The 23,159-nt window shown below is 55.8% G+C and carries 20 protein-coding genes; 4 read left to right on the top strand and 16 right to left on the bottom strand.

Annotated features, from left to right (window positions below):
- Position 1 precedes the first annotated feature (1 nt).
- From hscA to trmJ, 7 genes are all read right to left on the bottom strand, one after another.
- On the bottom strand, positions 2-1,852 hold the full coding sequence (gene hscA, locus JTA15_RS11855) for a Fe-S protein assembly chaperone HscA (protein WP_025203461.1): 1,851 nt from the start codon (positions 1,850-1,852) through the stop codon (positions 2-4).
- 14 nt (positions 1,853-1,866) lie between these two features.
- Positions 1,867-2,382, bottom strand: coding sequence for a co-chaperone HscB (hscB, locus tag JTA15_RS11860; protein ID WP_014171181.1), 516 nt, complete (start codon positions 2,380-2,382; stop codon positions 1,867-1,869).
- A gap of 76 nt (positions 2,383-2,458) precedes the next feature.
- A complete protein-coding gene (gene iscA, locus JTA15_RS11865; protein WP_003860659.1) occupies positions 2,459-2,782 on the bottom strand; it encodes an iron-sulfur cluster assembly protein IscA in 324 nt (107 codons plus the stop codon).
- A gap of 13 nt (positions 2,783-2,795) precedes the next feature.
- Positions 2,796-3,182, bottom strand: coding sequence for a Fe-S cluster assembly scaffold IscU (gene iscU / locus JTA15_RS11870; RefSeq protein WP_003860661.1), 387 nt, complete (start codon positions 3,180-3,182; stop codon positions 2,796-2,798).
- A 23-nt stretch (positions 3,183-3,205) separates the two neighbouring features.
- A complete protein-coding gene (gene iscS / locus JTA15_RS11875) occupies positions 3,206-4,420 on the bottom strand; it encodes a cysteine desulfurase (RefSeq protein WP_020883022.1) in 1,215 nt (404 codons plus the stop codon).
- Positions 4,421-4,539: 119 nt separating this feature from the next.
- Positions 4,540-5,031: a Fe-S cluster assembly transcriptional regulator IscR gene (iscR, locus tag JTA15_RS11880; protein ID WP_020883021.1), complete on the bottom strand. Its 492-nt coding sequence runs from the start codon at positions 5,029-5,031 to the stop codon at positions 4,540-4,542.
- 165 nt (positions 5,032-5,196) lie between these two features.
- A complete protein-coding gene (gene trmJ / locus JTA15_RS11885; RefSeq protein WP_032669904.1) occupies positions 5,197-5,925 on the bottom strand; it encodes a tRNA (cytosine(32)/uridine(32)-2'-O)-methyltransferase TrmJ in 729 nt (242 codons plus the stop codon).
- A 130-nt stretch (positions 5,926-6,055) separates the two neighbouring features.
- Here trmJ and suhB point away from each other — a divergent pair, with 130 nt between their 5' ends.
- Positions 6,056-6,859 carry an inositol-1-monophosphatase gene (gene suhB, locus JTA15_RS11890; protein ID WP_020883019.1) on the top strand — a complete coding sequence of 268 codons (804 nt, stop codon included), beginning with the start codon at positions 6,056-6,058 and terminating at the stop codon, positions 6,857-6,859.
- A 52-nt stretch (positions 6,860-6,911) separates the two neighbouring features.
- Here the strand turns inward: suhB and JTA15_RS11895 are convergent, their stop codons facing one another.
- Together JTA15_RS11895 and JTA15_RS11900 are read right to left on the bottom strand one after the other, a co-directional pair.
- The gene (locus JTA15_RS11895) at positions 6,912-7,892 is read right to left on the bottom strand and encodes a nickel/cobalt transporter (protein WP_219372330.1); all 981 of its coding nucleotides are present in this window, start codon (positions 7,890-7,892) and stop codon (positions 6,912-6,914) included.
- On the bottom strand, positions 7,883-8,521 hold the full coding sequence (locus JTA15_RS11900) for a DUF1007 family protein (protein WP_020883017.1): 639 nt from the start codon (positions 8,519-8,521) through the stop codon (positions 7,883-7,885). The genes JTA15_RS11895 and JTA15_RS11900 overlap by 10 nt, the downstream gene beginning before the upstream one ends.
- Positions 8,522-8,646: 125 nt before the next feature.
- Here JTA15_RS11900 and csiE point away from each other — a divergent pair, with 125 nt between their 5' ends.
- The gene (gene csiE / locus JTA15_RS11905) at positions 8,647-9,924 is read left to right on the top strand and encodes a stationary phase inducible protein CsiE (protein WP_014171189.1); all 1,278 of its coding nucleotides are present in this window, start codon (positions 8,647-8,649) and stop codon (positions 9,922-9,924) included.
- On the opposite strand, the gene JTA15_RS11910 is transcribed toward csiE, so the two are convergent.
- On the bottom strand, positions 9,925-11,064 hold the full coding sequence (locus tag JTA15_RS11910) for a 3-phenylpropionate MFS transporter (RefSeq protein WP_219372331.1): 1,140 nt from the start codon (positions 11,062-11,064) through the stop codon (positions 9,925-9,927).
- Between the two features lie 173 nt (positions 11,065-11,237).
- Between JTA15_RS11910 and JTA15_RS11915 the strand changes: the two genes are divergently transcribed.
- A complete protein-coding gene (locus JTA15_RS11915) occupies positions 11,238-11,660 on the top strand; it encodes a DoxX family protein (RefSeq protein ID WP_014171191.1) in 423 nt (140 codons plus the stop codon).
- A gap of 53 nt (positions 11,661-11,713) precedes the next feature.
- Here the strand turns inward: JTA15_RS11915 and glyA are convergent, their stop codons facing one another.
- Positions 11,714-12,967, bottom strand: coding sequence for a serine hydroxymethyltransferase (gene glyA, locus JTA15_RS11920; protein WP_040018155.1), 1,254 nt, complete (start codon positions 12,965-12,967; stop codon positions 11,714-11,716).
- Between the two features lie 304 nt (positions 12,968-13,271).
- Here glyA and hmpA point away from each other — a divergent pair, with 304 nt between their 5' ends.
- Complete coding sequence (gene hmpA, locus JTA15_RS11925; protein WP_219372332.1) at positions 13,272-14,462, top strand: NO-inducible flavohemoprotein; 1,191 nt, start codon at positions 13,272-13,274, stop codon at positions 14,460-14,462.
- A 94-nt stretch (positions 14,463-14,556) separates the two neighbouring features.
- On the opposite strand, the gene glnB is transcribed toward hmpA, so the two are convergent.
- The 5 genes from glnB to purL form a co-directional block, all read right to left on the bottom strand.
- A complete protein-coding gene (gene glnB / locus JTA15_RS11930) occupies positions 14,557-14,895 on the bottom strand; it encodes a nitrogen regulatory protein P-II (RefSeq protein ID WP_003860685.1) in 339 nt (112 codons plus the stop codon).
- An 80-nt stretch (positions 14,896-14,975) separates the two neighbouring features.
- The gene (gene glrR, locus JTA15_RS11935) at positions 14,976-16,313 is read right to left on the bottom strand and encodes a two-component system response regulator GlrR (protein ID WP_014171196.1); all 1,338 of its coding nucleotides are present in this window, start codon (positions 16,311-16,313) and stop codon (positions 14,976-14,978) included.
- On the bottom strand, positions 16,310-17,059 hold the full coding sequence (gene qseG, locus JTA15_RS11940; protein ID WP_219372333.1) for a two-component system QseEF-associated lipoprotein QseG: 750 nt from the start codon (positions 17,057-17,059) through the stop codon (positions 16,310-16,312). Before qseG ends, glrR begins: the two co-directional genes overlap by 4 nt.
- Before the next feature lies 1 nt (position 17,060).
- The gene (gene qseE / locus JTA15_RS11945) at positions 17,061-18,488 is read right to left on the bottom strand and encodes a two component system sensor histidine kinase QseE/GlrK (RefSeq protein WP_047955966.1); all 1,428 of its coding nucleotides are present in this window, start codon (positions 18,486-18,488) and stop codon (positions 17,061-17,063) included.
- Positions 18,489-19,022: 534 nt separating this feature from the next.
- Positions 19,023-22,910, bottom strand: coding sequence for a phosphoribosylformylglycinamidine synthase (gene purL, locus JTA15_RS11950; protein WP_219372334.1), 3,888 nt, complete (start codon positions 22,908-22,910; stop codon positions 19,023-19,025).
- Positions 22,911-23,159 lie beyond the last annotated feature (249 nt).

Genomic DNA, 23,159 nt, shown 5'->3' on the forward strand with positions numbered 1-23,159 from the left:
ATTAAACCTCGTCCACGGACTGGCCTTTCAGCGCGACGCGGACAGATTTGTCCATGCGGCGAGCAGCAAAGTCCTGGGTTTGTTTATCAACGTTTTTAATGGCTTCTTCTATTGCATCAGCATCATTGCCTTCGGCCACTGCGCTTAAGCGCGCGGCAGCCTCGTCAATCACCTGACGCTCAGCGGCGCTTAACAGCGCGGCGTCGGCAGCGAGCGCACCGTTCAGACTTTCCAGCACGCGTGCGGCTTCAACTTTCTGTTCTGCCAGCATACGCGCCTTCACATCCTGTTCGGCGTAGCTCATTGAATCCTGAATCATGGAGGCGATCTCACCATCGGTCAGGCCGTAGGACGGCTTCACCTGGATAGACGACTCAACGCCGGTGGATTTCTCCATCGCCGTGACGCTCAGCAGGCCGTCCGCATCCACCTGGAAGGTAACGCGAATATGCGCACCGCCCGCAGGCAGCGCAGGAATACCGCGCAGCGCAAAGCGCGCCAGTGAACGACAGTCCTGCACCAGTTCGCGCTCGCCCTGCATCACATGGATGGACATCGCGGTCTGGCCGTCTTTGAAGGTGGTGAATTCCTGCGCGCGCGCCACCGGAATGGTGGTGTTACGCGGAATGACTTTCTCCACCAGTCCCCCCATGGTTTCTAAACCCAGGGAGAGCGGAATAACATCCAGCAGCAACATCTCGCTGTCCGGCTTGTTGCCGACCAGAATATCCGCCTGGATAGCCGCGCCCACGGCAACCACTTTATCCGGGTCGATGGACGTCAGCGGCGTGCGGCCAAAGAATTCACCCACCCGTTCACGCACCAGCGGTACGCGCGTGGAGCCGCCAACCATGACCACTTCCAGCACCTCGTCAGCCTCAACGCCCGCATCTTTCAGTGCGCGACGGCAGGCCAGCAGAGTGCGTTTCACCAAAGGCGCGATCAGGTCGTTAAACTGTTCCCGGGTGATTTCCCCCTGCCAGCCCGCCACGTTGACGGTGACAGACTGCGCATCGCTCAGCGCGATTTTCGCGTCGATGGCCACGTCCAGCAGTTCACGCTGCACGCGTGCATCGCTGCGATCGGGAATACCCGCCTGCTCACGAATGAAATCGGCCAGCAGATGGTCGAAGTCATCGCCACCCAGCGCAGAATCACCGCCGGTAGCCAGCACTTCAAACACCCCACGGCTTAAGCGCAGGATAGAGATATCAAAGGTCCCGCCCCCCAGATCGTAAACCGCGATCACCCCTTCCTGACCGGAGTCCAGGCCGTAGGCAATGGCGGCCGCCGTCGGTTCGTTCAGCAGGCGCAGAACGTGCAGTCCCGCCAGACGCGCCGCGTCTTTGGTGCCCTGACGCTGTGCATCATCAAAGTAGGCCGGAACGGTAATGACCACGCCATCGAGATCGCCGCCGAGCGTTGCCGTAGCACGCGCCGCCAGCGCTTTGAGGATATCAGCAGAAACGCGGATCGGGTTCAGCAGCCCCGCTGTCGTGGCAATCATTGGCAGGCCGTTTTCACTGGCCTGCAGCTGATACGGCAGATGCGGATAACGGGTCTGAATATCGGCGAGGGAGCGGCCCATCATGCGTTTTACGGAACTGATGGTGTTTGCCGGATCGCGCGCGGCGTTCGCGCGTGCGTCGTAGCCAACCGCGTGGCCCTGCTGTTGGTAGTGGACCACGGAAGGCAGCAGATGACGGCCCTGCTCGTCAGCCAGTGTTTCCGCCTGGCCGCTTCGCACGGTCGCCACGAGAGAATTGGTGGTGCCCAGATCAATACCTACCGCCAGACGACGCTGGTGCGGTGCGGCACTTAAGCCAGGCTCACTAATTTGTAATAAGGCCATAATTGCTTCCGAAATTAAAAATCGAGCAGCTTTTCTTCGAGTTGTTCAGCACTGCTTCGCAGTTTATCGAGAAAACGGAGTTTGCGCACAGTGTCTGCCGCCACATCCCAGGTCTCGTTGTTCAGTTGCTCCACCATCAGTTGATGGCGGGTATCGAACATGCCTTTTACGCGCTTGATGAAGCTTTCCAGACGCGCTTCATCTTTGGCCTGTTCAATCTCATCCAGCTCTTCACGCAGTTCCAGCTGTTCCATCAAAAACGCCGTATCACGCACGGTGTGCTGTTCACTCGCCAGATCAAAGCCATGAAGCGAGAGCAGATACTCAGCGCGAGACAGTGGATGGCGCAGCGTCTGCCAGGCCTGATTGATGGTCGCAGATTGCGATACCGCAGCCAATTGCTCTGACTGAGTACCACTGGCGAATTTATCCGGATGATACTGACGCTGCAGATCCTGGAAGCGGATCGTGAGCGCCTGCAGATCAATCGGGTATTGAGCGGGTAGTCCGAAGAGAGTGAAGTAATCCATAACAATCTCAGGGGTAGCCTGTTAGAACAAACCCCACGCACAGGAGTCCTGCGGTGGGGTTTCGGATGATGCGCGGTTAAACGTGGAAGCTTTCGCCGCAACCACACTCGTCTTTGACGTTCGGGTTCGTGAATTTGAACCCTTCGTTCAGGCCTTCTTTTACAAAGTCCAGCTGAGTGCCATTGAGGAATTGCAGGCTTTTGCCATCGACCACCACCTTCACGCCCTTGTCTTCAAATACGGTGTCATCAGACGCCGGTTCGTCAACAAACTCCAGTACGTAAGCCATACCAGAACAGCCGGAGGTACGTACGCCCAGTCGCAGGCCAAAGCCTTTACCACGGTTCGCCAGAAAAGAGCTTACTCGCGCGGCAGCGCTGTCGCTAAGGGTAATCGACATACTCAAACCTCAATTATTTTGCTTCACGTTTGCTTTTGTAATCCGCAATGGCGGCTTTGATCGCGTCTTCTGCCAGGATAGAACAGTGAATTTTCACGGGTGGCAGTTCGAGTTCTTCAGCAATATCCGTGTTCTTGATTGCCTGTGCTTCGTCCAGGGACTTGCCCTTCACCCATTCGGTGACCAGGGAGCTGGAGGCGATAGCAGAACCGCAGCCGTAGGTCTTGAAGCGCGCGTCTTCAATGATACCTTCATTGTTGACTTTAATCTGCAGCTTCATCACGTCGCCACACGCTGGCGCACCGACCATACCGCTACCTACGCTTTCGTCGCTGTTGTCAAAAGAGCCAACGTTGCGCGGGTTCTCGTAATGATCAATAACTTTTTCGCTGTATGCCATGTTGAATTCTCCTTATGTACCGATTAGTGATGTGACCATTCAATGCTGTTCAGATCCACGCCCTGCTTGAACATTTCCCACAGTGGAGAAAGGTCACGCAGACGACCGATGGAGTTGCGAACCAGCTTGATGGTGTAGTCAATCTCTTCTTCGGTAGTGAAACGACCTAAAGAGAAACGGATAGAGCTGTGTGCCAGCTCGTCAGTCATGCCCAGTGCGCGCAGCACATAGGATGGCTCCAGGCTTGCAGACGTACAGGCAGAACCGGAAGAAACCGCCAGGTCTTTCAGCGCCATAATCAGCGATTCACCTTCAACATAGTTGAAGCTGACGTTGAGAATGTTTGGTGCGCCCTGTTCGAGATCGCCGTTCAGATACACTTCTTCCATATCTTTCACGCCATCCCACAGACGGTTACGCAGCGTGCGCAGGCGCGCCATCTCGGTTTCCATCTCTTCTTTCGCAATACGGTAAGCTTCGCCCATACCCACGATCTGGTGAACAGGCAGCGTACCGGAACGCATACCGCGCTCGTGACCGCCACCGTGCATCTGTGCTTCGATGCGGATACGCGGTTTACGACGAACGTACAGTGCACCAATACCTTTCGGGCCATAGATTTTGTGGCCGGAGAAGGACATCAGGTCCACTTTCAGCTGGCTCAGATCGATAGGCAGTTTGCCCACGCTCTGGGTGGCGTCTACGTGGTAGATGATGCCGCGCGCACGGCACATTTCGCCGATGGTCGCGATATCTTGCACAACGCCAATTTCGTTGTTTACGTGCATGATGGAGACCAGAATGGTGTCATCACGCATGGCCGCTTCGAGCTCTTTCAGGTCGATGATACCGTTGCTCTGTGGTGCCAGGTAAGTCACGTCGAAACCTTCACGCTCGAGCTGACGGCAGGTGTCCAGCACGGCTTTGTGTTCGGTTTTGCTGGTGATGATGTGCTTGCCTTTTTTCTGATAAAAGTTGGCCGCACCTTTGATCGCCAGGTTATCGGATTCGGTCGCACCGGAGGTGAATACAATCTCACGCGGGTCGGCACCTACCAGGTCAGCAATCTGATTACGGGCGATATCTACCGCCTCTTCAGCATGCCAGCCAAAACGGTGTGAACGGGAAGCTGGGTTACCAAAGTTTCCGTCCAGGGTCAGACACTGCATCATTTTCTCGGCAACACGCGGGTCCACCGGCGTGGTTGCGGAGTAGTCGAGATAAATCGGTAATTTCATTGCTCTATAAACTCCGTACATCGCTTCAATGCAAGGAATCAGGCAACCGGCTGGATGTACGACCGAGTACACGGAGCGAGCGAACGCTCCGGCCTGATTCTGAAATACTTATCTTTTTATTACGCGCGTAATTTGACGTCGATCGCGTCCTGCCCGCGGGTGCTGCGTTGGGAGTCCTGGCTGTGCTGACGGCCAGAGACATCCAGAACTTCCTGGTTATTTACCAGTTCACCTAAGGTGATATTGTTCAGGAAGCCGGTCAGACGATCGCTCAGGTCGCGCCACAGCGCGTGGGTAAGGCACTTATCGCCGCCCTGGCAGCCGCCTTTACCCTGGCAACGGGTCGCATCAACGGATTCGTCAACGGCACTGATCACTTCGCCAACTGCAATACTGCCCGCGTCTTTACCCAGCAGATAACCGCCACCTGGGCCACGAACGCTGGAAACCAGTCCATTTTTACGCAGTCGGGAGAACAGCTGCTCCAGATAGGAGAGGGAGATCCCTTGTCGTTCAGAAATATCAGCCAACGGAACCGGGCCCGCTTCGGAGTTGAGCGCAACGTCCAGCATCGCGGTCACGGCATAACGCCCTTTAGATGTCAGTCTCATGTCTTACTTAACCTCAAACTCGCCCCTGCCCGGGGTTTTTTATAGTAAAATGGGGGTATTGCATAGCAGGGCCAAGTCTGACATTCCTGACTAAAATGGTCAACTATTTACTTGACTGTTTTAGTCAGGTATTTAACCTTCCGTGCCGTATCACCAGGATGGGCACTACTCTTTATTCTTTTGCTCAATCGACGCCAGAATCCCGCGCAGAATGTTCAGTTCCTGGCTTTCCGGACGTGCACGGGTAAACAGGCGGCGCAGCTTGTTCATTACCTGCCCCGGGTGACCTTCACGGATGAAACCGGTAGAGAGCAGGGTCTGCTCCAGGTGACCATAGAAGCGCTCCAGATCGTCCACCAGCGGGTAGACGGCCTCTTCCTGCGGCTCTGCCGTTGCTTTTTCCTGCGTCGCCAGCCACGCCATACGCACTTCATAGGCAATCACCTGAACGGCCATTGCCAGGTTCAGGGAGCTGTATTCCGGGTTAGCGGCAATGGCCACGTGGTAATGGCACTTCTGCAGTTCATCGTTGGTCAGGCCCACGCGTTCACGGCCAAATACCAGCGCTACAGGAGCCTGTTCGGCTTCAGAGACGCTTTTCAGACCGCATTCACGCGGATCCAGCATCGGCCACGGCAGTGTACGGGAGCGGGCGCTGGTCCCGACCACCAGACTGCACCCTGCCAGGGCTTCGTCCAGAGTATCCACGATCTGTGCGTTACCAATGACATCGCTGGCACCCGCAGCCAGAGCGATAGCCTGTGAGTCGGGTTTCACCAGTGGGTTAACCAGCCACAGGTTCGTTAAGCCCATGGTTTTCATAGCGCGGGCTACGGAGCCCATATTGCCAGTGTGCGATGTTTCGACCAGCACGATTCGAATGTTTTGCAGCATAGTTTTAATGTCTGGATTCTGTGTCTGAAGAATATTCGGCCATATTATCATAAACGAGAGACATATTCCGATCTCGCTGCTATACTCTGCGCCGATTTTCCCGTTCTTTAACATCCAGTGAGAGAGACCGATGCATCCGATGCTGACCATCGCCGTGCGCGCAGCGCGCAAGGCGGGTAATGTAATTGCCAAACACTACGAAACGCCAGATTCTGTTGAAACCAGCCAGAAAGGCAGCAATGATTTCGTAACCAACGTCGATAAAGCCGCTGAAGCGATTATTATCGATACCATCCGCAAATCTTACCCGCAGCACACCATCATCACCGAAGAAAGCGGTGAACTTGAAGGTACCGATCAGGATGTTCAATGGGTTATCGATCCACTGGATGGCACCACCAACTTCGTCAAACGTCTGCCACACTTCTCCGTGTCTATCGCAGTACGCATTAAAGGCCGTACAGAAGTCGCCGTGGTTTACGATCCAATGCGTAACGAACTGTTCACCGCGACCCGCGGTCAGGGCGCGCAGCTGAACGGCTACCGTCTGCGCTGCAGCAATGCACGCGACCTCGACGGTACCATTCTGGCAACTGGCTTCCCGTTCAAGGCGAAGCAGCACGCAACCACTTACATGAATATCCTGGGCAAACTGTTCACCGAATGCGCGGACTTCCGTCGCACCGGTTCTGCCGCGCTGGACCTGGCCTATGTGGCTACCGGTCGCGTTGACGGTTACTTTGAGCTGTCACTGAAGCCGTGGGATTTTGCAGCGGGCGAGCTGATCGCGCGTGAATCAGGCGCCATCGTTTGCGATTTCACCGGCGGCCACAACCATCTGACGACTGGCAACATCGTTGCAGGTAACCCACGTGTTGTTAAAGCCATGCTGGCAAACATGCGTGATGAGCTGAGCGACGCGCTGAAGCGTTAATCCAGCCTGCGGTGCCCTCTCCCGCCGGGAAAGGGCACCATGCTGTACCTGACTAAAACGGCCTTAATCCCCTTCCCACCGGCACCGCGCTCATCCACATCGTTACCGCAGCCACCAGCAGAATCATCCCGCCCGCCAGCGCGAGCGTTGTCCATCCGACCTGCTGCCACAGCACCGGCGTTTTATTGCCGCTGAGTTTGACCGCCAGTTGACGGAAACTGTGCACCAGCAGTGCCAGTGACGAAATCGTGAGTGACGTCCCGGCCGCCATGGCCAATGCCGAGAGCATTCCCCAGCCAAATACACCCATCACCTTACTGAACAACAGCACCATGATTGCCCCTGAACACGGACGCATACCCATTGAGAACACAACCATCAGCCGCGCTCGCCAGTCATCACCGTTCTGCAGCTGCGCCTGCGTCGGCAGATGCTGATGCCCACAGCCGCAGTTCGCAGTGTGTTCATGGTGCGGCGTAAAAGCCCTGAACTGGGGTTTGTGCAGCAAAGCCCGCAGTTTTTTCAGTGCCCGCCAGCACAGGAGCAGACCCAGCACACCGACCAGCGCATAACTCCCCTTCTCCAGCCAGAAACTGCTGATATGCAACTGACGAGCAGGAAGGCGTAATAACGACAGGACGACCACCACCAGTGCAATCGCCACGCCGCCCTGAAGCAGCGAAGATGCGAGGGTCAACCCGATGCTTGATTTGAGCCTGGACGGATGGGTCGCAAGCCAGGTCGCGATCACGATTTTGCCGTGTCCCGGCCCCAGCGCATGCAGGACACCGTAGAGAAAGCTGAAGGCCAGAAGAGAACCGCCTGCCTTCGTCGGGTTCTCCGCCACCGCCTTCAGTAAGCCGCTCATCTGCTGGTTGACCTCGCGCTGCCAGACAATGCTTTTCATCATCACCTGCGGCCAGGCGTGCCATAGCCACAACGCGCCGCACACGGCCAGCAGCAAAAAGAGCGCCAGCGGCCAGAGATGAAGCCAGCGGCGTGATTTTCGTGCCGGAGACGCGATCACTGACATTGCAACGTCACCTGCTGTGCGAACTGTTTACCCAGCTCCATGTCTTCGGGTGGTGCATCTTCTTTATCGAGAGAGACCGCAAAATTGAGCGTCTCTTCGCTCGGTTTTGGCGTGTGCATTGCCATCGTGCAGGTTTTTTGCAGGGCTGCCGGTAACGTCACATCACTCTCCTCTGCGTAATGCATATCGACATAGTAAGTGGGATCAAAGGTGGAAAACGTATAGGTCTGCCCAGCCAGCGGCTGCGGATGCGCCAGCGGCAGGACAAACGTCAGTACCGCCTGATGTCCGTCGCGGGTCATGCCATATTCCGTCGGCCGATTCATAAATTTCACTTTTTGTCCGTTGTGCCAGAACTCGGTGAAATAGTGCTGACCAAGCACGTTGGCCATCACTTCCGCCGCCAGCTTTTTCCAGATTTCATCCCCGGGTTTTGCATTCCCGGCATCGTACAGCAGGTCAGCCGAGGTGATTTCATCCATCGTCCAGCGCATTTTCAGGCCACTGAGTTGCGTTCCGTCCGTTACCAGCTCGGTTTTCAGGCTGATAAAACTGTGAGGATGCGCGACGACAGCAAAGGGGATCACCGTCAAAAATAACGCCATTGCGCTTTGTTTAACTGTTTGCATCAATTCCTCACGTCATAAATTCTGTGATGTTCGCCAGCAATCCTGAGTGAAAGGCCTGCCGGCGCGCTTTTCAGCGCCCATCCTTTAGCTATTCTTATCAAACATTCCCACTGGATACCCGACAGATGATGACGACGCTTGAAATTCCATCTGTGCTTTCCAGTTCGCAGCGCCGCTGCCAGGTGCTTTTAATGCTTTACCTGCCCGATGCTGCCGTTACCGCACAGAGCATTATCGCTGCCAATGGCGTGGACGACGCTATGGCACGGCAAGATATAGCCGAGACGCGCGATGAAATCCAGCGCTATCACCGGCTCGACATCGTCACGTACCATGACGGCAGCTACCGGATTGAAGGCTCAGCCCTGAATCAACGTTTATGCCTGCTGCACTGGCTGCGCAGGGCTATGCGGCTGTGTCCGCAATTCGTTTCGCATCAGTTTACCCCCGCGCTGAAAACCGCGCTTAAACAGCAGGGCATTGCCCGGCCTCTCTATGATGATACCAACCTGCGGGCGTTGATCAGCTTCTGCTCGCGCAAGCTTCAGCGCCCGTTTGATTGCCGGGACGTACAGTTTTTGCAGCTCTATCTGCAGTATTGCCTGATGCAGCATCATCTGGGGAATACCCCGCAGTTTTCATCGGTGCAGCGTAACTGGACGCAATCAAGAGGGGAATATTTCACCGCTCAGGAGATTGTTCGTCACTGGAAACGCCGTGTGCCACAAGGGACCCACAGCGATGAACAACTTTTTCTCGCGCTGCTGTTTATGATGCTGCGCACCCCTGACCCTGTGCTTGATAAGCATCAGCAGGATCAGCGTCTGCGCCGGGCAATTGTGCGCATGGTCGCCCGTTTTCGGGCGCAAACCGGGATGAACTTTAGCGATGAACAGGGGCTGACCGACCAGCTTTATATTCATCTGGCCCAGGCGCTGGACCGCTCGCTGTTTGAGATAGGCATCGACAATAGCCTGCCGGAAGAGATCCATCGTCTCTACCCCCGCCTGTTACGCACCACCAAAGAGGCGTTGTTTGAGCTGGAAGCGGAATTCGGGCTGCGTTTTTCTGATGAAGAGATGAGCCTGGTGGCGGTCATTTTCGGCGCCTGGCTGATGCAGGAGACCGATCTGCATGAGAAGCAGGTGGTGTTATTGACGGGAGAGGATAAATCCTGTGAGGACGTGATTGAGCAGCAACTGCGCGAATTGACGTTGCTGCCGCTCAACATTCGATATCAGACGCTGCAGGCCTATCAGAAAGAGGGGGCACCGCGCGAAGCGGCGCTGGTCATCACCCCTTACCCGACCGCTCTGCCCCTGTTCTCACCACCGCTGATCCACGCCGTTGAGACGCTGAACACGCAGCAGCAAGAACATATTCGCGCCATGCTGGAATCGTAGCTACGCGCGCGCGGCGACTTTAGGACGAACGAACATCGCCGGTAGGGCGACAAGCGCCATAACCCAGAAGACCCCGTGTCCCAGATGCTGGTAAAGGAAGCCCGCAAAGACCGTCATCACCGCAATGCTGCCGCCCATCGCCACTGCCGAATAAACCGACTGCAACCGAATGACATCCCCGCCTTCACGCGCGGCGATATAGCGCATAGCCGCCAGGTGACATACCGTGAAGGTGCCGCAGTGCAGAATTTGCGCCACGATCAGCCACGGCAGCTCCGTCGTCCAGCCCATAATGCCCCACCGTATAACACCACAGACTGCAGAAAGCAGGAGCAGATCGCGCGCGCCGAAGCGCCGGAACAGCTTTTTGCTCAGCGCGAAGATAATCACCTCAGCGACCACACCAAGCGACCACAGGTAACCCACTGCAGATGCGGAGTATCCTGCCCCCTGCCAGTAGATGGCGCTGAAACCATAGTACGCCGCGTGCGCGCCCTGCAGCAGACAGACGCAGGCCAGGAAACGCCAGCTTTTTGCCACCAGGCTTCGCCAGGCCGGCCAGCCGGCGCTTTCCTGATGACGGCTCTCACCTTGCGGCATTACCGATGGACGCAACAGCATCCCTAGCAGCATGGAGGCAATGCCGATACTCAGCAGCGCAAGGATCGCACGGTAATCGTAAAGGCTAACCAGTTTACCCACCAGTGCAGAGCCGATGACAAAGGCAATTGAGCCCCACAGCCGCACGCGGCCATAATCCATCGTTATCTGTTTTTGCCAGGTGTTTGCCAGGGCATCCGTCAGCGGAACCAGTGGCGAGAAAAAGAGGTTAAAACCGACCATCACCACCATCAGCCATGCAAACTGGTGGCTCACCCAGAAACAGGCGACAAAGACCAGCGTCAACAGCGCCAGAATGCGTACCGCCTTAATCAGCAAGGAGGGATCGCTGACGCGCGGTGCGATCAGCAGGCTTCCCAGGAAACGTGCCACCAGACCAGCGCCAAGCAGGATACCTATGGTCTCGGGCGTCAGGCCGATCCCCTTGAGCCAGACGCTCCAGAAAGGCAGAAAAATACCGTAGCTAAAGAAATAGGTGAAATAACTGAGCGCCAGCCAGCGCGTGGAATGCAAGACCATGAATCCCTCCCGAAATGGAGGCCATAGTCTGGCGAGAATACAAAAATTAAGCAAGTCGATAGCCTGCTATAAATTAACGAAAATTTAACATATTGTGCAGTCATCTGACTTATGGCAGGGAATGAAAATGTGTATTACGTTTAAATTACTCCACTTGCAGAGGTATTTCTGCCATGAACTCACTTCGCTATTTAGATTTCGGCCAGGCACGTCACCTGTTGCTGTTAATAGGTCGTATCGCGCTTGTCGTACTGTTTATCATCTTCGGCTATCCAAAACTGACGGGGTTTAGCGGGACCGTACAATATATGACGTCGCTGGGTACACCCATGCCCATGCTGGCGGCCATTATTGCGGTGGTAATGGAGGTGCCTGCCGCCATCCTGATCGTGCTGGGCTTTTTCACCCGCCCTGTTGCCGTACTCTTTGTATTTTACACGCTGGGTACCGCGATTATCGGCCACCACTACTGGGATATGACCGGTGATGCCGTCATGCCGAATATGATTAACTTCTACAAGAATATCAGTATTGCCGGAGCGTTTATTTTACTGGCGATAGTGGGACCGGGAGCCCTCTCCCTTGACCGGCGTTAACCCATAAAAAAAGGCCGCAATCGCGGCCTTTTTTATTTCTGCAAACAGAAAGATTAAGCGTATACCGGGAAACGTGCGCAGATTTCCAGAACTTTACCTTTAACGCGCTCGATAACCGCTTCGTCATTGATATTGTCCAGAACATCACACATCCAGCCTGCCAGCTCTTTCACTTCCGCTTCTTTAAAGCCGCGGCGAGTAACAGCCGGAGAACCGATACGGATACCGGAGGTCACGAACGGGCTCTTCGGATCGTTTGGCACGCTGTTTTTGTTCACGGTGATGTTGGCACGGCCAAGGGCAGCGTCAGCTTCTTTACCGGTCAGGTTTTTATCAACCAGGTCCAGCAGGAACAGGTGGTTCTCAGTACCACCGGAAACCACTTTGTAACCGCGGTTCAGGAAGACGTCCACCATCGCTTTGGCGTTTTTAGCAACCTGCTGCTGGTAAACTTTAAACTCTGGCTCCATCGCTTCTTTCAGCGCCACCGCTTTCGCCGCGATAACGTGCATCAGTGGGCCGCCCTGCGCGCTTGGGAATACGGCAGAGTTCAGCTTTTTGTACAGCTCTTCGTCGCCACCTTTCGCCAGGATCAAGCCACCGCGTGGGCCCGCCAGGGTTTTGTGCGTGGTGGTGGTCACAACGTGAGCATGCGGAACCGGGTTCGGATAAACGCCTGCAGCAATCAGGCCGGCAACGTGCGCCATGTCAACGAACAGGTAAGCACCGATGCTGTCTGCGATTTCACGCATTTTTGCCCAGTCAACGATACCGGAGTAAGCAGAGAAACCGCCGATAATCATCTTCGGTTTGTGGGTCTGCGCCTGCTTCGCCATGTCTTCGTAGTCAATTTTACCGGACTCATCAATGCCGTAAGGAATGATGTTGTACAGTTTGCCTGAGAAGTTAACCGGAGAGCCGTGAGTCAGGTGGCCGCCTTGCGCCAGGTTCATACCCAGAACGGTATCGCCCGGTTGCAGCAGCGCGGTGTAGACCGCGAAGTTAGCCTGAGAGCCAGAGTGCGGCTGTACGTTAGCGTAGTCGGCGCCAAACAGTTCTTTAGCGCGATCGATGGCCAGTTGCTCAACGATATCAACGTACTCGCAACCGCCGTAGTAGCGTTTGCCCGGGTAACCTTCAGCGTATTTGTTGGTCAGCTGAGAACCCTGCGCCTGCATTACGCGCGGGCTGGTGTAGTTTTCGGAGGCGATCAGTTCGATGTGCTCTTCCTGACGTACTTTTTCCTGCTCCATAGCCTGCCACAGTTCGGCATCATAATCGGCAATGTTCATTTCACGCTTTAACATCCGCATCTCCTGACTCAGCTAACAATAAAATTTTGGCCTGAAAAGGCAGTCCTGTTGGACGACGGGCAACAGTATAACTGATTAGTTCTGTGATAACAGGTCTTGACAAACGATTTTACGCAAACGTTTTCCTACCCGCCACGCAAGGGTTTGAGGAATAAAGCCCTCATCATTTTCAACGGATTTCTTTTCAGGTTTGTGATGCATATTTTTCACGTTGCAAAGAACCATTTACAACGCAGGGGTATTTTTTATAAGATGCATTTAAAATGCATCATTAAAAACACCACTGAAGGACGCTGCTATGCTCGACGCTCAAACCATCGCCACAGTTAAAGCCACTATTCCCCTGCTGGTCGAAACCGGCCCGAAACTCACCGCCCATTTCTACGATCGTATGTTTACGCATAACCCGGAGTTGAAAGAGATTTTCAACATGAGCAACCAGCGTAACGGCGATCAGCGCGAAGCCCTGTTCAACGCCATCGCAGCCTACGCCAGTAATATCGAAAACCTGGCGGCGTTGCTGCCTGCCGTGGAAAAAATTGCGCAGAAGCACACCAGCTTCCAGATCAAACCGGAGCAGTACAATATCGTCGGCGGCCATCTGCTGGCCACACTGGATGAGATGTTTAGCCCGGGCCAGGAGGTGCTGGATGCGTGGGGGAAAGCCTACGGCGTGCTGGCAAATGTGTTCATTAATCGTGAAGCACAGATCTACAGCGAAAACGCCAGTAAGACAGGCGGCTGGGAAGGTACCCGCGCTTTCCGCATCGTCGAGAAAACGCCGCGCAGCCAGCTCATCACCAGTTTTGAGTTCGAGCCGGTGGATGGCAAGCCGGTCGCTGATTATCAGCCGGGGCAGTATCTGGGCGTGTGGCTGAAGCCTGAAGGTTTCCCGCACCAGGAGATTCGCCAGTACTCCCTGACCCGCAAACCAGACGGAAAACGTTATCGCATTGCCGTAAAACGCGAAGATGGCGGCCAGGTATCAAACTGGCTGCATAACGAGGCTAACGTGGGTGATGTGGTTCATCTGGCCGCGCCTGCGGGCGATTTCTTTATGGCGGTTGAGGCGAATACGCCGGTCACCCTGATCTCAGCCGGGGTGGGCCAGACGCCAATGCTGGCGATGCTCGACACCCTCGCTAAATCAAACCACAGCGCGCAGATAAACTGGTTCCACGCCGCCGAGAACGGTGAAGTGCACGCGTTTGCCGATGAAGTGAATACGCTGGCTTCCGGTCTGCCACGCTTTACCGCCCATACCTGGTATCGTCTGCCGACGGATGCCGACCGTGCAGCCGCACGCTTTGACAGCGAAGGTCTGATGAATTTGAGTCAGCACGAGGGGGCATTCAGCGCGCCGGAGATGCAGTTTTACGTCTGCGGACCGGTCGCGTTTATGCAGTATGCCGCGAAGCAGCTGGTGGAGTTGGGTGTGAATAAAGACAACATTCATTACGAATGTTTCGGGCCGCATAAAGTACTGTAATCGCCCGATGGCGCTACACTTTCCCGGCCGGTGAGTTTTGCAGACCGGGTAAGCATAGCGCCACCCGGCTGAATCAGGAATCAGGTACTGACGATTAAATCGCGGCGTCGTCTTCTTCACCGGTACGGATACGGATCACGCGTGCCACATCAAAGACGAAGATTTTACCGTCACCAATTTTGCCGGTCTGCGCCGTACGGATAATGGTATCCACACAGGTATCCACGATATCGTCGCTCACCACGATTTCAATTTTCACTTTTGGCAGAAAGTCCACCATGTACTCTGCGCCACGGTAAAGTTCGGTGTGGCCCTTCTGGCGACCAAAACCTTTCACTTCCGTCACTGTCATCCCGGTGATGCCCACTTCCGCCAGCGCTTCACGCACATCATCCAGTTTGAAAGGTTTAATAATCGCATCAATCTTTTTCATGGTGGGTCCTTAAACTCTTGCCTGTAAGCTGCTTCGTAATCGGTTGCTCACAGTATCATACTCATTCAGATTTTGCGGTACTACTCTTTAAAATCGTTTGCTTCCAGCTCATGGCGGGAGAGCAGCTTGTAGAACTCGGTACGGTTGCGCCCGGCCATACGCGCCGCATGGGTTACATTGCCTTTGGTTATCTGCAGGAGCTTGCGCAGATAGTTCAGTTCGAACTGATTACGCGCTTCTGCAAACGTCGGCAGCGCGGTGTTTTCCCCTTCCAGCGCCTGCTCCACCAGCGCGTCGCTAATGACGGGTGACGAGGTCAGCGCCACGCACTGTTCAATAACGTTCACCAACTGGCGCACGTTGCCCGGCCAGCTTGCAGCCATCAGCCGTTTCATCGCATCGGTGGAAAACGCCCGGACAAAAGGCTTATGCCGATCGGCCGCCTGGCGCAAAAGATGGTTTGCCAGCAGCGGAATATCTTCCGCCCGCTCGGCCAATGCCGGAATTTTCAGGTTCACCACGTTCAGACGGTAGTAGAGATCTTCACGAAACTCGTTGCGCGCCATGACTTTTGGTAAATCGCGGTGCGTGGCCGAAATGATACGCACGTTAATATCGATATCGCGGTTACTGCCGAGGGGGCGCACTTTTCGCTCCTGCAAAACACGCAGCAATTTGACCTGCAACGGTGCCGGCATATCGCCAATCTCGTCCAGAAAAAGTGTGCCGCCTTCTGCCGCCTGGAAAAGCCCTTCCCGGCTGCTCACCGCCCCGGTGAACGCCCCGCGGGCATGACCAAACAGTTCAGACTCAAGCAGTTGTTCAGGAAGCGCACCACAGTTAATCGCGATAAAGGCGTTTTTGCTGCGCGGGCTGGCGTTATGGATAGCCTGGGCAAGGATCTCTTTCCCGGTACCGCTCTGGCCATTAATCAGCACGCTAACGTCTGACTGCGCCACCATCCGGGCCTGTTCGAGCAGACGCAGCATAATCGGGCTGCGGGTGACGATAGACTCCCGCCACGCTTCATCATTCGACGGAGCCGCGTGCTCAAGCGCGCTGTCGATAGCCTTATAGAGGGCATCTTTATCTACCGGCTTGGTGAGGAAGCTGAATACCCCCTGCTGCGTCGCGGCAACGGCATCCGGAATCGATCCGTGCGCCGTCAGGATGATCACCGGCATGCCAGGCTGCTGCTTCTGGATCTCCGCGAACAGCTGCAGGCCATCCATTTCATCCATTCGCAGGTCGCTAATCACCAGATCAACCTTCTCGCGGCTCAGGACTTTCAGCCCCTCCTGCCCGCTTTCCGCCGTCACCACACTGTAGCCTTCACTGACCAGACGCATCCCCAGCAGCTTTAACAGCCCCGGATCGTCATCCACCAGTAAGAGATGGGCAGGTTTTCGGCTTGTCATGGCTTCACATCCTCTTGTTTCTGCGCATCACCGTCTGGCGTCGCGGCTGACCCTTTTGGCGCGTCAGGCAGATAATTTCCTGCCGGTTTACGCGTCGAGAGCTGCCTTTCGATGTCGGTCAGGTTTTCAAGCTTGCGCGTCGTGGTATCCAGTTGAGCACGCAAGTGCTGCTCCTGCTGGCGCAGCGTATCAAGCTCGCTGTCGGTGGATTGCTGTAATTTGCTGTAGCGAAAACGCTCTTCAGACAACTGCAGTTGTAACGCCTGACCATCACGCCAGAGCTGATACACCGGGCGCACCTGCGCCGGAAGATTTCCGACAAACGTGTCCAGCCGCGTGACGTTGGTGCGACGCTCAACGGGGGTGATTTTCGCATCCGCGAGTAAAATTCCACGCTTGAACGCGTCCTGCCAGGTATCGTCACTGAGCATCGCCGCTTGCGAGCGCGCCTCAACCGGCGCCAGACGCTGGGCGCAATCTATTCCACGTAGCCAGAACAGCGGATTGCTCTCGACGTCATGCCCCGACAGGTTCCAGATGTCGTCACAGCGGGTCGACAGAAAATCTGCCAGCTGATTATCTGGCCATTTATCTTTTTGTTTATCGCTAATCGCACTTTGCGGCACATGGGAAACACAGCCCGCCAGAAATAAACAGGGCAGGCTCAGGCGAAACATATTGCTGGAAAACACCGCGCGCACGGCGCGGGAAAAGACGTGTGACATACTCACCAGGCATAGATTCATTTCATTGATTTTTCCGGCTCAGGGGCAGTTCAATACGGAAGCAAACATCTGACCGTTCGTCCGTGGCAATTTTCAGCTCACCCTGCATGCGTCGTATGCAGTCCCGGGCAATACTCAGGCCCAGCCCACTTCCTTTTACCGCCCCTTTCCGCTGATGACTTCCCTGGAAAAAGGGTTCAAAGATCATGGTTTTTTCGTCATCAGGGATTGGAATGCCGGTGTTAGCGACGTCAATAAACACCCGTGAACCATTCGTATAACTTCGGATATAAATGTTACCGGATTCAGTACCATAGTGCACCGCATTGGAGTAAAGATTATCCAGAACGCTCATCAACAGCATCGGTTCCGCGAGGCAGGTTGGCTCACTGAGCTCCACCCCGGTATGCATCATTTTAGCTCTTGCTGGCAAGCTATGGGCGGAGATCACCATATCCACCAGCGGCGCAATATCGACGTTTTCCAGCACCACCGCGCCATCCGCCAGTTTGCGGTTGTAGTCGAGCAGTTGCTCAATCAGCTTTTGCAGATTGCGGCTGCTGGCATCCAGGATGTCGACAATCTCTTTCTGTTCGGGCGTAAGCGGCCCCGCCACTTCATCTGCCAGCAGTTCCGTTCCTTCGCGCATGCTGGCAAGCGGCGTTTTAAGCTCATGGGAAATATGGCGCAAGAACTGATGGCGCTGGGATTCCAGCCATGCCAGACGTTCAGAAAGCCAGATAATGCGCTGGCCAACGGAGCGCAACTCGCGCGGACCTTTAAAGGCGACCGTATCCCCGAGAGACTTCCCCTCGCCCAGGCGGTTAATCATGCGCTGGATACCCTTCACCGGGCCGATGATCATGCGGGTAAAGAGCAGAACCAGACCGAGGCTGACGAGGAACAGCACCAGCGCCTGCCAGCCAAAGAACTGGCCACGTTCCGCAATCTCCTGCTGCAGCTGTTGCCCGCGCGAGAAGATAACCGTGCGGGTAGACTGCACCATCTCGGTATTGGCATTCGCAAAGGCTTCCAGACGGGCAGCCGCTGCAGCATCCGGGCCACTGTTCTTACACTGCAGTTGCGCCAGATCGTTCAAATCCTGACGTAACGCCTGATAAAGCTTATCGTCCGGCAGCACCCCTGCATGGGCGTCCAGCATTTCACTGTAGCGTTTACGTTGATTCTGATAGACCTTTTCCAGAGTAGGATCGTCAAGCACGCAGTACTGGCGATAGCTGCGTTCCATCTCCAGCGCGGCGTTAGTCATCGCTTCACTGCGTCGGGCGTCGATCAGCGTCGTGCGGTTAGTCAGTGCCGCCTGCGCACTCAACGCGTTGAGACTCTGCCACGCCTGCCATGCCAGGATCAGCAAAGGCAGCAGGATCAGCAGAAAGGCCATCATGACAAGCTGTCGCAGGGAACGAGGAAAAACGGGCCAGCGTTTCAACGCATTACTCTCTTTATCGGGGTTTAAGGAGAGCGTAACTGAGTCTGCCCTTCAGATACAACAAAGCCGGGTAAAAACCCGGCTTTGTCATGGAATGAGGCGGTGCCTAACTCGACGTTTCGCCCTGGCCTGATAAAGCAACGCTATGATCAGTAGTTGGACGGCAGGCACCTTTTTGTGCGTCATTCGAAGTTTATGTAGCACGTCCCGAAGGGGCTGACATAAGAAGGTGAATGAGCCACTGATTAATATTATGCAACACTCGTGCCATAATGCAAAACAATAAATTATCTTGTTGATATTTATGTATTTTATGCAATTAGGCCGTTAATTGCCCGCTGAATGATTTCCAGGCTAAGTGTCGCTAAAAAGCAACACCTTAACGACAACCCACCACACCCTATAGAATTCAATGAGTTAAATGTCTCCTTTTGGAGACACCACGAATAGCGGATTGTCGCGGTTTTGCGACAGGCACAAAAAAGCCCGGTGGCGTTTTCGCTTACCGGGCCTGCTGTGGGAGTAGCGGTACGCTTAACCTAGCTGTTTACGCGCATTACGGAAGATACGCATCCACGGGCTGTCCTCGCCCCAGTTTTCCGGGTGCCAGGAGTTGCTCACGGTACGGAACACTCGTTCCGGGTGCGGCATCATAATGGTCGCACGACCGCTTTCGCTGGTCACCGCAGTGATACCGTTCACCGAACCGTTCGGGTTAGCCGGGTAGGATTCTGTCACCTTGCCGAAGTTATCGACAAAGCGCAGCGCCACCAGACCTTTGCTTTCAAGCTGAGCCAGATGAGCTGCATCGCGCACTTCAACCTGGCCTTCGCCATGGGAAACGGCGATTGGCATCTGCGACCCTACCATGCCCTGCAGCAGCAGAGACGGGCTTTGGGTCACTTCCACGAGGCTGAAACGCGCTTCAAAGCGGTCGGACTGGTTACGCACAAAGCGCGGCCAGGCTTCGCTACCGGGGATCAGCTCGCGCAGGTTGGACATCATCTGACAGCCATTACATACGCCCAGCGCCAGCGTTTGCGGACGGTGGAAGAAGGTTTCAAACTCGTCGCGGACACGGCTGTTGAAGAGGATGGACTTCGCCCAACCCTCACCTGCACCCAGCACGTCACCGTAAGAGAAACCACCGCAGGCGACCAGCGCCTGGAAATCTTCCAGACCGGTACGCCCGGCCAGCAGGTCGCTCATGTGAACGTCGATGGCATCAAAGCCCGCACGGTAGAAGGCAGCAGCCATCTCAACGTGGGAGTTGACGCCCTGCTCACGCAGTACGGCCACTTTCGGACGCGCGCCGGTCGCAATGTACGGCGCGGCGATATCTTCGTTGATGTCGAAGGAGAGCTTCACGTTCAGGCCAGGATCGTTGTCGTTAGCCTTCGCGTTGTGTTCCTGATCGGCACACTCCGGGTTGTCACGCAGGCGCTGCATCTGCCAGGTGGTTTCAGCCCACCACATACGCAGGGTAGAACGGCTCTCGCTGAACACCGCGTGGCCATCCGCTTCAATGACAAAGCGGTCGCCCTGCACGGCTTTACCCAGATAATGCACGCAATCTGCCAGGCCGTGTTGAGCCAGTACGCTTTCAACCGCGTCACGATCTGCGGCACGCACCTGAATCACCGCGCCCAGTTCTTCGTTAAACAGCGCCGCCAGACGATCCTCACCCAGCGTCGCGATGTTCGCTTCGACGCCGCAGTGGCCGGTGAAGGCCATCTCAGCCAGAGTAACCAGCAGGCCACCGTCGGAACGGTCGTGGTAGGCCAGCAGTTTACGCTGTGCCACCAGGGCCTGGATGGCGTCGTAGAAACCTTTTAACTGCGCCACATCACGCACATCTGCCGGCTTATCACCCAGCTGACGATAAACCTGCGCCAGCGCGGTCGCTCCCAGCGCGTTATGGCCTTTACCCAGGTCAATCAGCAGCAGGGCGTTATCTTCAGTCACCAGCTGTGGCGTCACGGTATGGCGCACGTCTTCTACGCGGGCAAACGCGGAGATGATCAGCGACAGCGGAGAGGTCATCTCGCGCTGCTCGTTACCCTCCTGCCAGCGGGTCTTCATCGACATGGAGTCTTTACCCACCGGAATGGTCAGGCCAAGTGCCGGGCAGAGCTCTTCACCCACCGCCTTCACGGCTTCATACAGGCCCGCATCTTCGCCCGGGTGGCCCGCTGCGGCCATCCAGTTCGCGGAAAGTTTGATACGTTTAATGTCGCCAATCTGCGTTGCGGCAATGTTGGTCAGTGCTTCACCAACGGCCAGACGAGCAGACGCGGCGAAGTCCAGCAGAGCGACCGGGGTACGTTCGCCCAGCGCCATCGCTTCACCGTAGAAGCTGTCGAGACTCGCGGTGGTGACGGCACAGTTAGCCACCGGGATCTGCCACGGGCCAACCATCTGATCGCGCGACACCATACCGGTCACGGTACGGTCGCCGATGGTGACCAGGAAGGTTTTCTCCGCCACGGCCGGCAGGTGCAGAACGCGATTGACCGCCTCAGCCACGGTAATGCCCTGACGATCCAGCGCTTTGCCAGCTGCTTTACGGGTCTCAACGTCGCGGGTCATCTTCGGCGTTTTACCGAGCAGCACGTCCAGCGGCAGATCGATCGGCTGGTTGTCGAAATGGGTGTCGCTCAGGGACAGGTGCAGCGCTTCGGTCGCTTCACCGATGACGGCATACGGGGCACGCTCGCGGCGGCACAGCTCGTCAAACAGCGGCAGCTGATCGGCAGCGACGGCCAGAACATAACGTTCCTGGGATTCGTTACACCAGATTTCCAGCGGGCTCATGCCTGGCTCATCACTCAGGATGTCGCGCAGGTTGAAACGACCGCCACGACCACCGTCACTGACCAGCTCCGGCATGGCGTTGGACAGACCGCCCGCGCCTACGTCGTGAATAAAGAGGATGGGGTTGGCATCACCCAGCTGCCAGCAGCGGTCAATGACCTCCTGGCAACGGCGTTCCATCTCCGGGTTATCACGCTGTACGGATGCAAAATCGAGATCCGCATCAGACTGACCGGAGGTCATAGAGGAGGCAGCCCCGCCGCCCAGGCCGATGTTCATTGCCGGGCCACCCAGAACGATCAGCTTCGCACCAACTACGATCTCGCCTTTTTGCACGTGATCGGCGCGAATGTTACCGATCCCCCCAGCCAGCATGATCGGTTTGTGATAGCCGCGCAGCTCTTCGCCGTTGTGGCTCTCTACTTTCTCTTCGTAGGTACGGAAGTAACCGTTCAGCGCAGGACGTCCAAATTCATTGTTGAACGCCGCCCCGCCCAGTGGGCCTTCGGTCATGATATCCAGCGCGGTCACAATACGTTCCGGCTTGCCGAAATCTTCTTCCCACGGCTGTTCAAAGCCCGGGATGCGCAGGTTGGAGACGGAGAAACCGACCAGACCGGCTTTTGGTTTAGCACCCCGTCCGGTTGCGCCTTCGTCGCGGATTTCCCCGCCAGACCCGGTCGCCGCACCCGGCCACGGCGAGATCGCCGTCGGGTGGTTATGCGTTTCGACTTTCATCAGGATATGCGCCGGCTCCTGATGGAAATCATAGCGCCCTGCTTCGCGATCGGCGAAGAAGCGGCCCACGTCAGAACCTTCCATCACCGCGGCGTTGTCTTTGTAGGCAGACAGCACGTGGTCAGGCGTTTTTTCCATGGTGTTTTTGATCATTTTGAACAGCGACTTCGGCTGCTCTTCACCGTCGATAATCCAGTCGGCGTTGAAAATCTTGTGACGGCAGTGCTCAGAGTTTGCCTGAGCGAACATGTAAAGTTCGATGTCGTTCGGGTTGCGGTTCAGCTTAACAAACGCATCCTGCAGGTAGTCAATTTCGTCTTCTGCCAGTGCCAGACCGAGACGCAGGTTGGCGTCAATCAGCGCCTGACGGCCCTGCCCCAGCAAATCGACGCTCTGTACCGGCGCAGGCTGATGGTGGGAGAAGAGTTTCTGCGCATCGTCCAGAGAGGCAAAGACACTCTCCATCATGCGGTCGTGCAGCTCAGCGGCAACGGTTTGCCACTGCGCATCGGTCAGGGTAGACGCTTCAACGTAGTACGCCACGCCGCGCTCCAGACGGTTAATCTGGTTCAGACCACAGTTGTGGGCGATGTCGGTGGCTTTGGAAGACCAGGGGGAGATGGTGCCTGGACGAGGCGTCGCAAGGATCAGTTTGCCGGTTGGCGTATGGCTGCTCAGGCTTGGACCATATTTGAGCAGGCGTTCCAGCTGTACTCGCTCCTCTGCATTCAGGGGTGCATTCAGGTCAGCAAAATGGACATACTCAGCGTAAATATTGCTTACCGGAAGGTCGGCTGCCTGAAAACGTGCCAGCAGTTTATTGATACGGAAGGCAGACAGTGCAGGCGAACCACGCAGAATTTCCATCATAAGTCTCTCGTCTTCGAAGCGCCGGGGCGCTTACAGTGTGCGCAAGGGGGGAAAACGGGCGTCATTATAGAGAATCCTGAGCGTCGACGAAACCGTTTGCGTCGAAATAAAATCAACGTTTACGTTTAACAATAGATGTGACCTCTCTCTCTAATTTGTTGCCAAGTGGCGTAACTTTACGCAAAATGCCGCTCATTCAATGGCAAACCTTATTCTTAACATGGCTACAGCATACTGAGGCATCCGGCG

It is taken from the genome of Enterobacter sp. BIDMC 29 (genome assembly GCF_019378755.1).
Classification (GTDB): Bacteria; Pseudomonadota; Gammaproteobacteria; order Enterobacterales; family Enterobacteriaceae; genus Enterobacter; species Enterobacter ludwigii.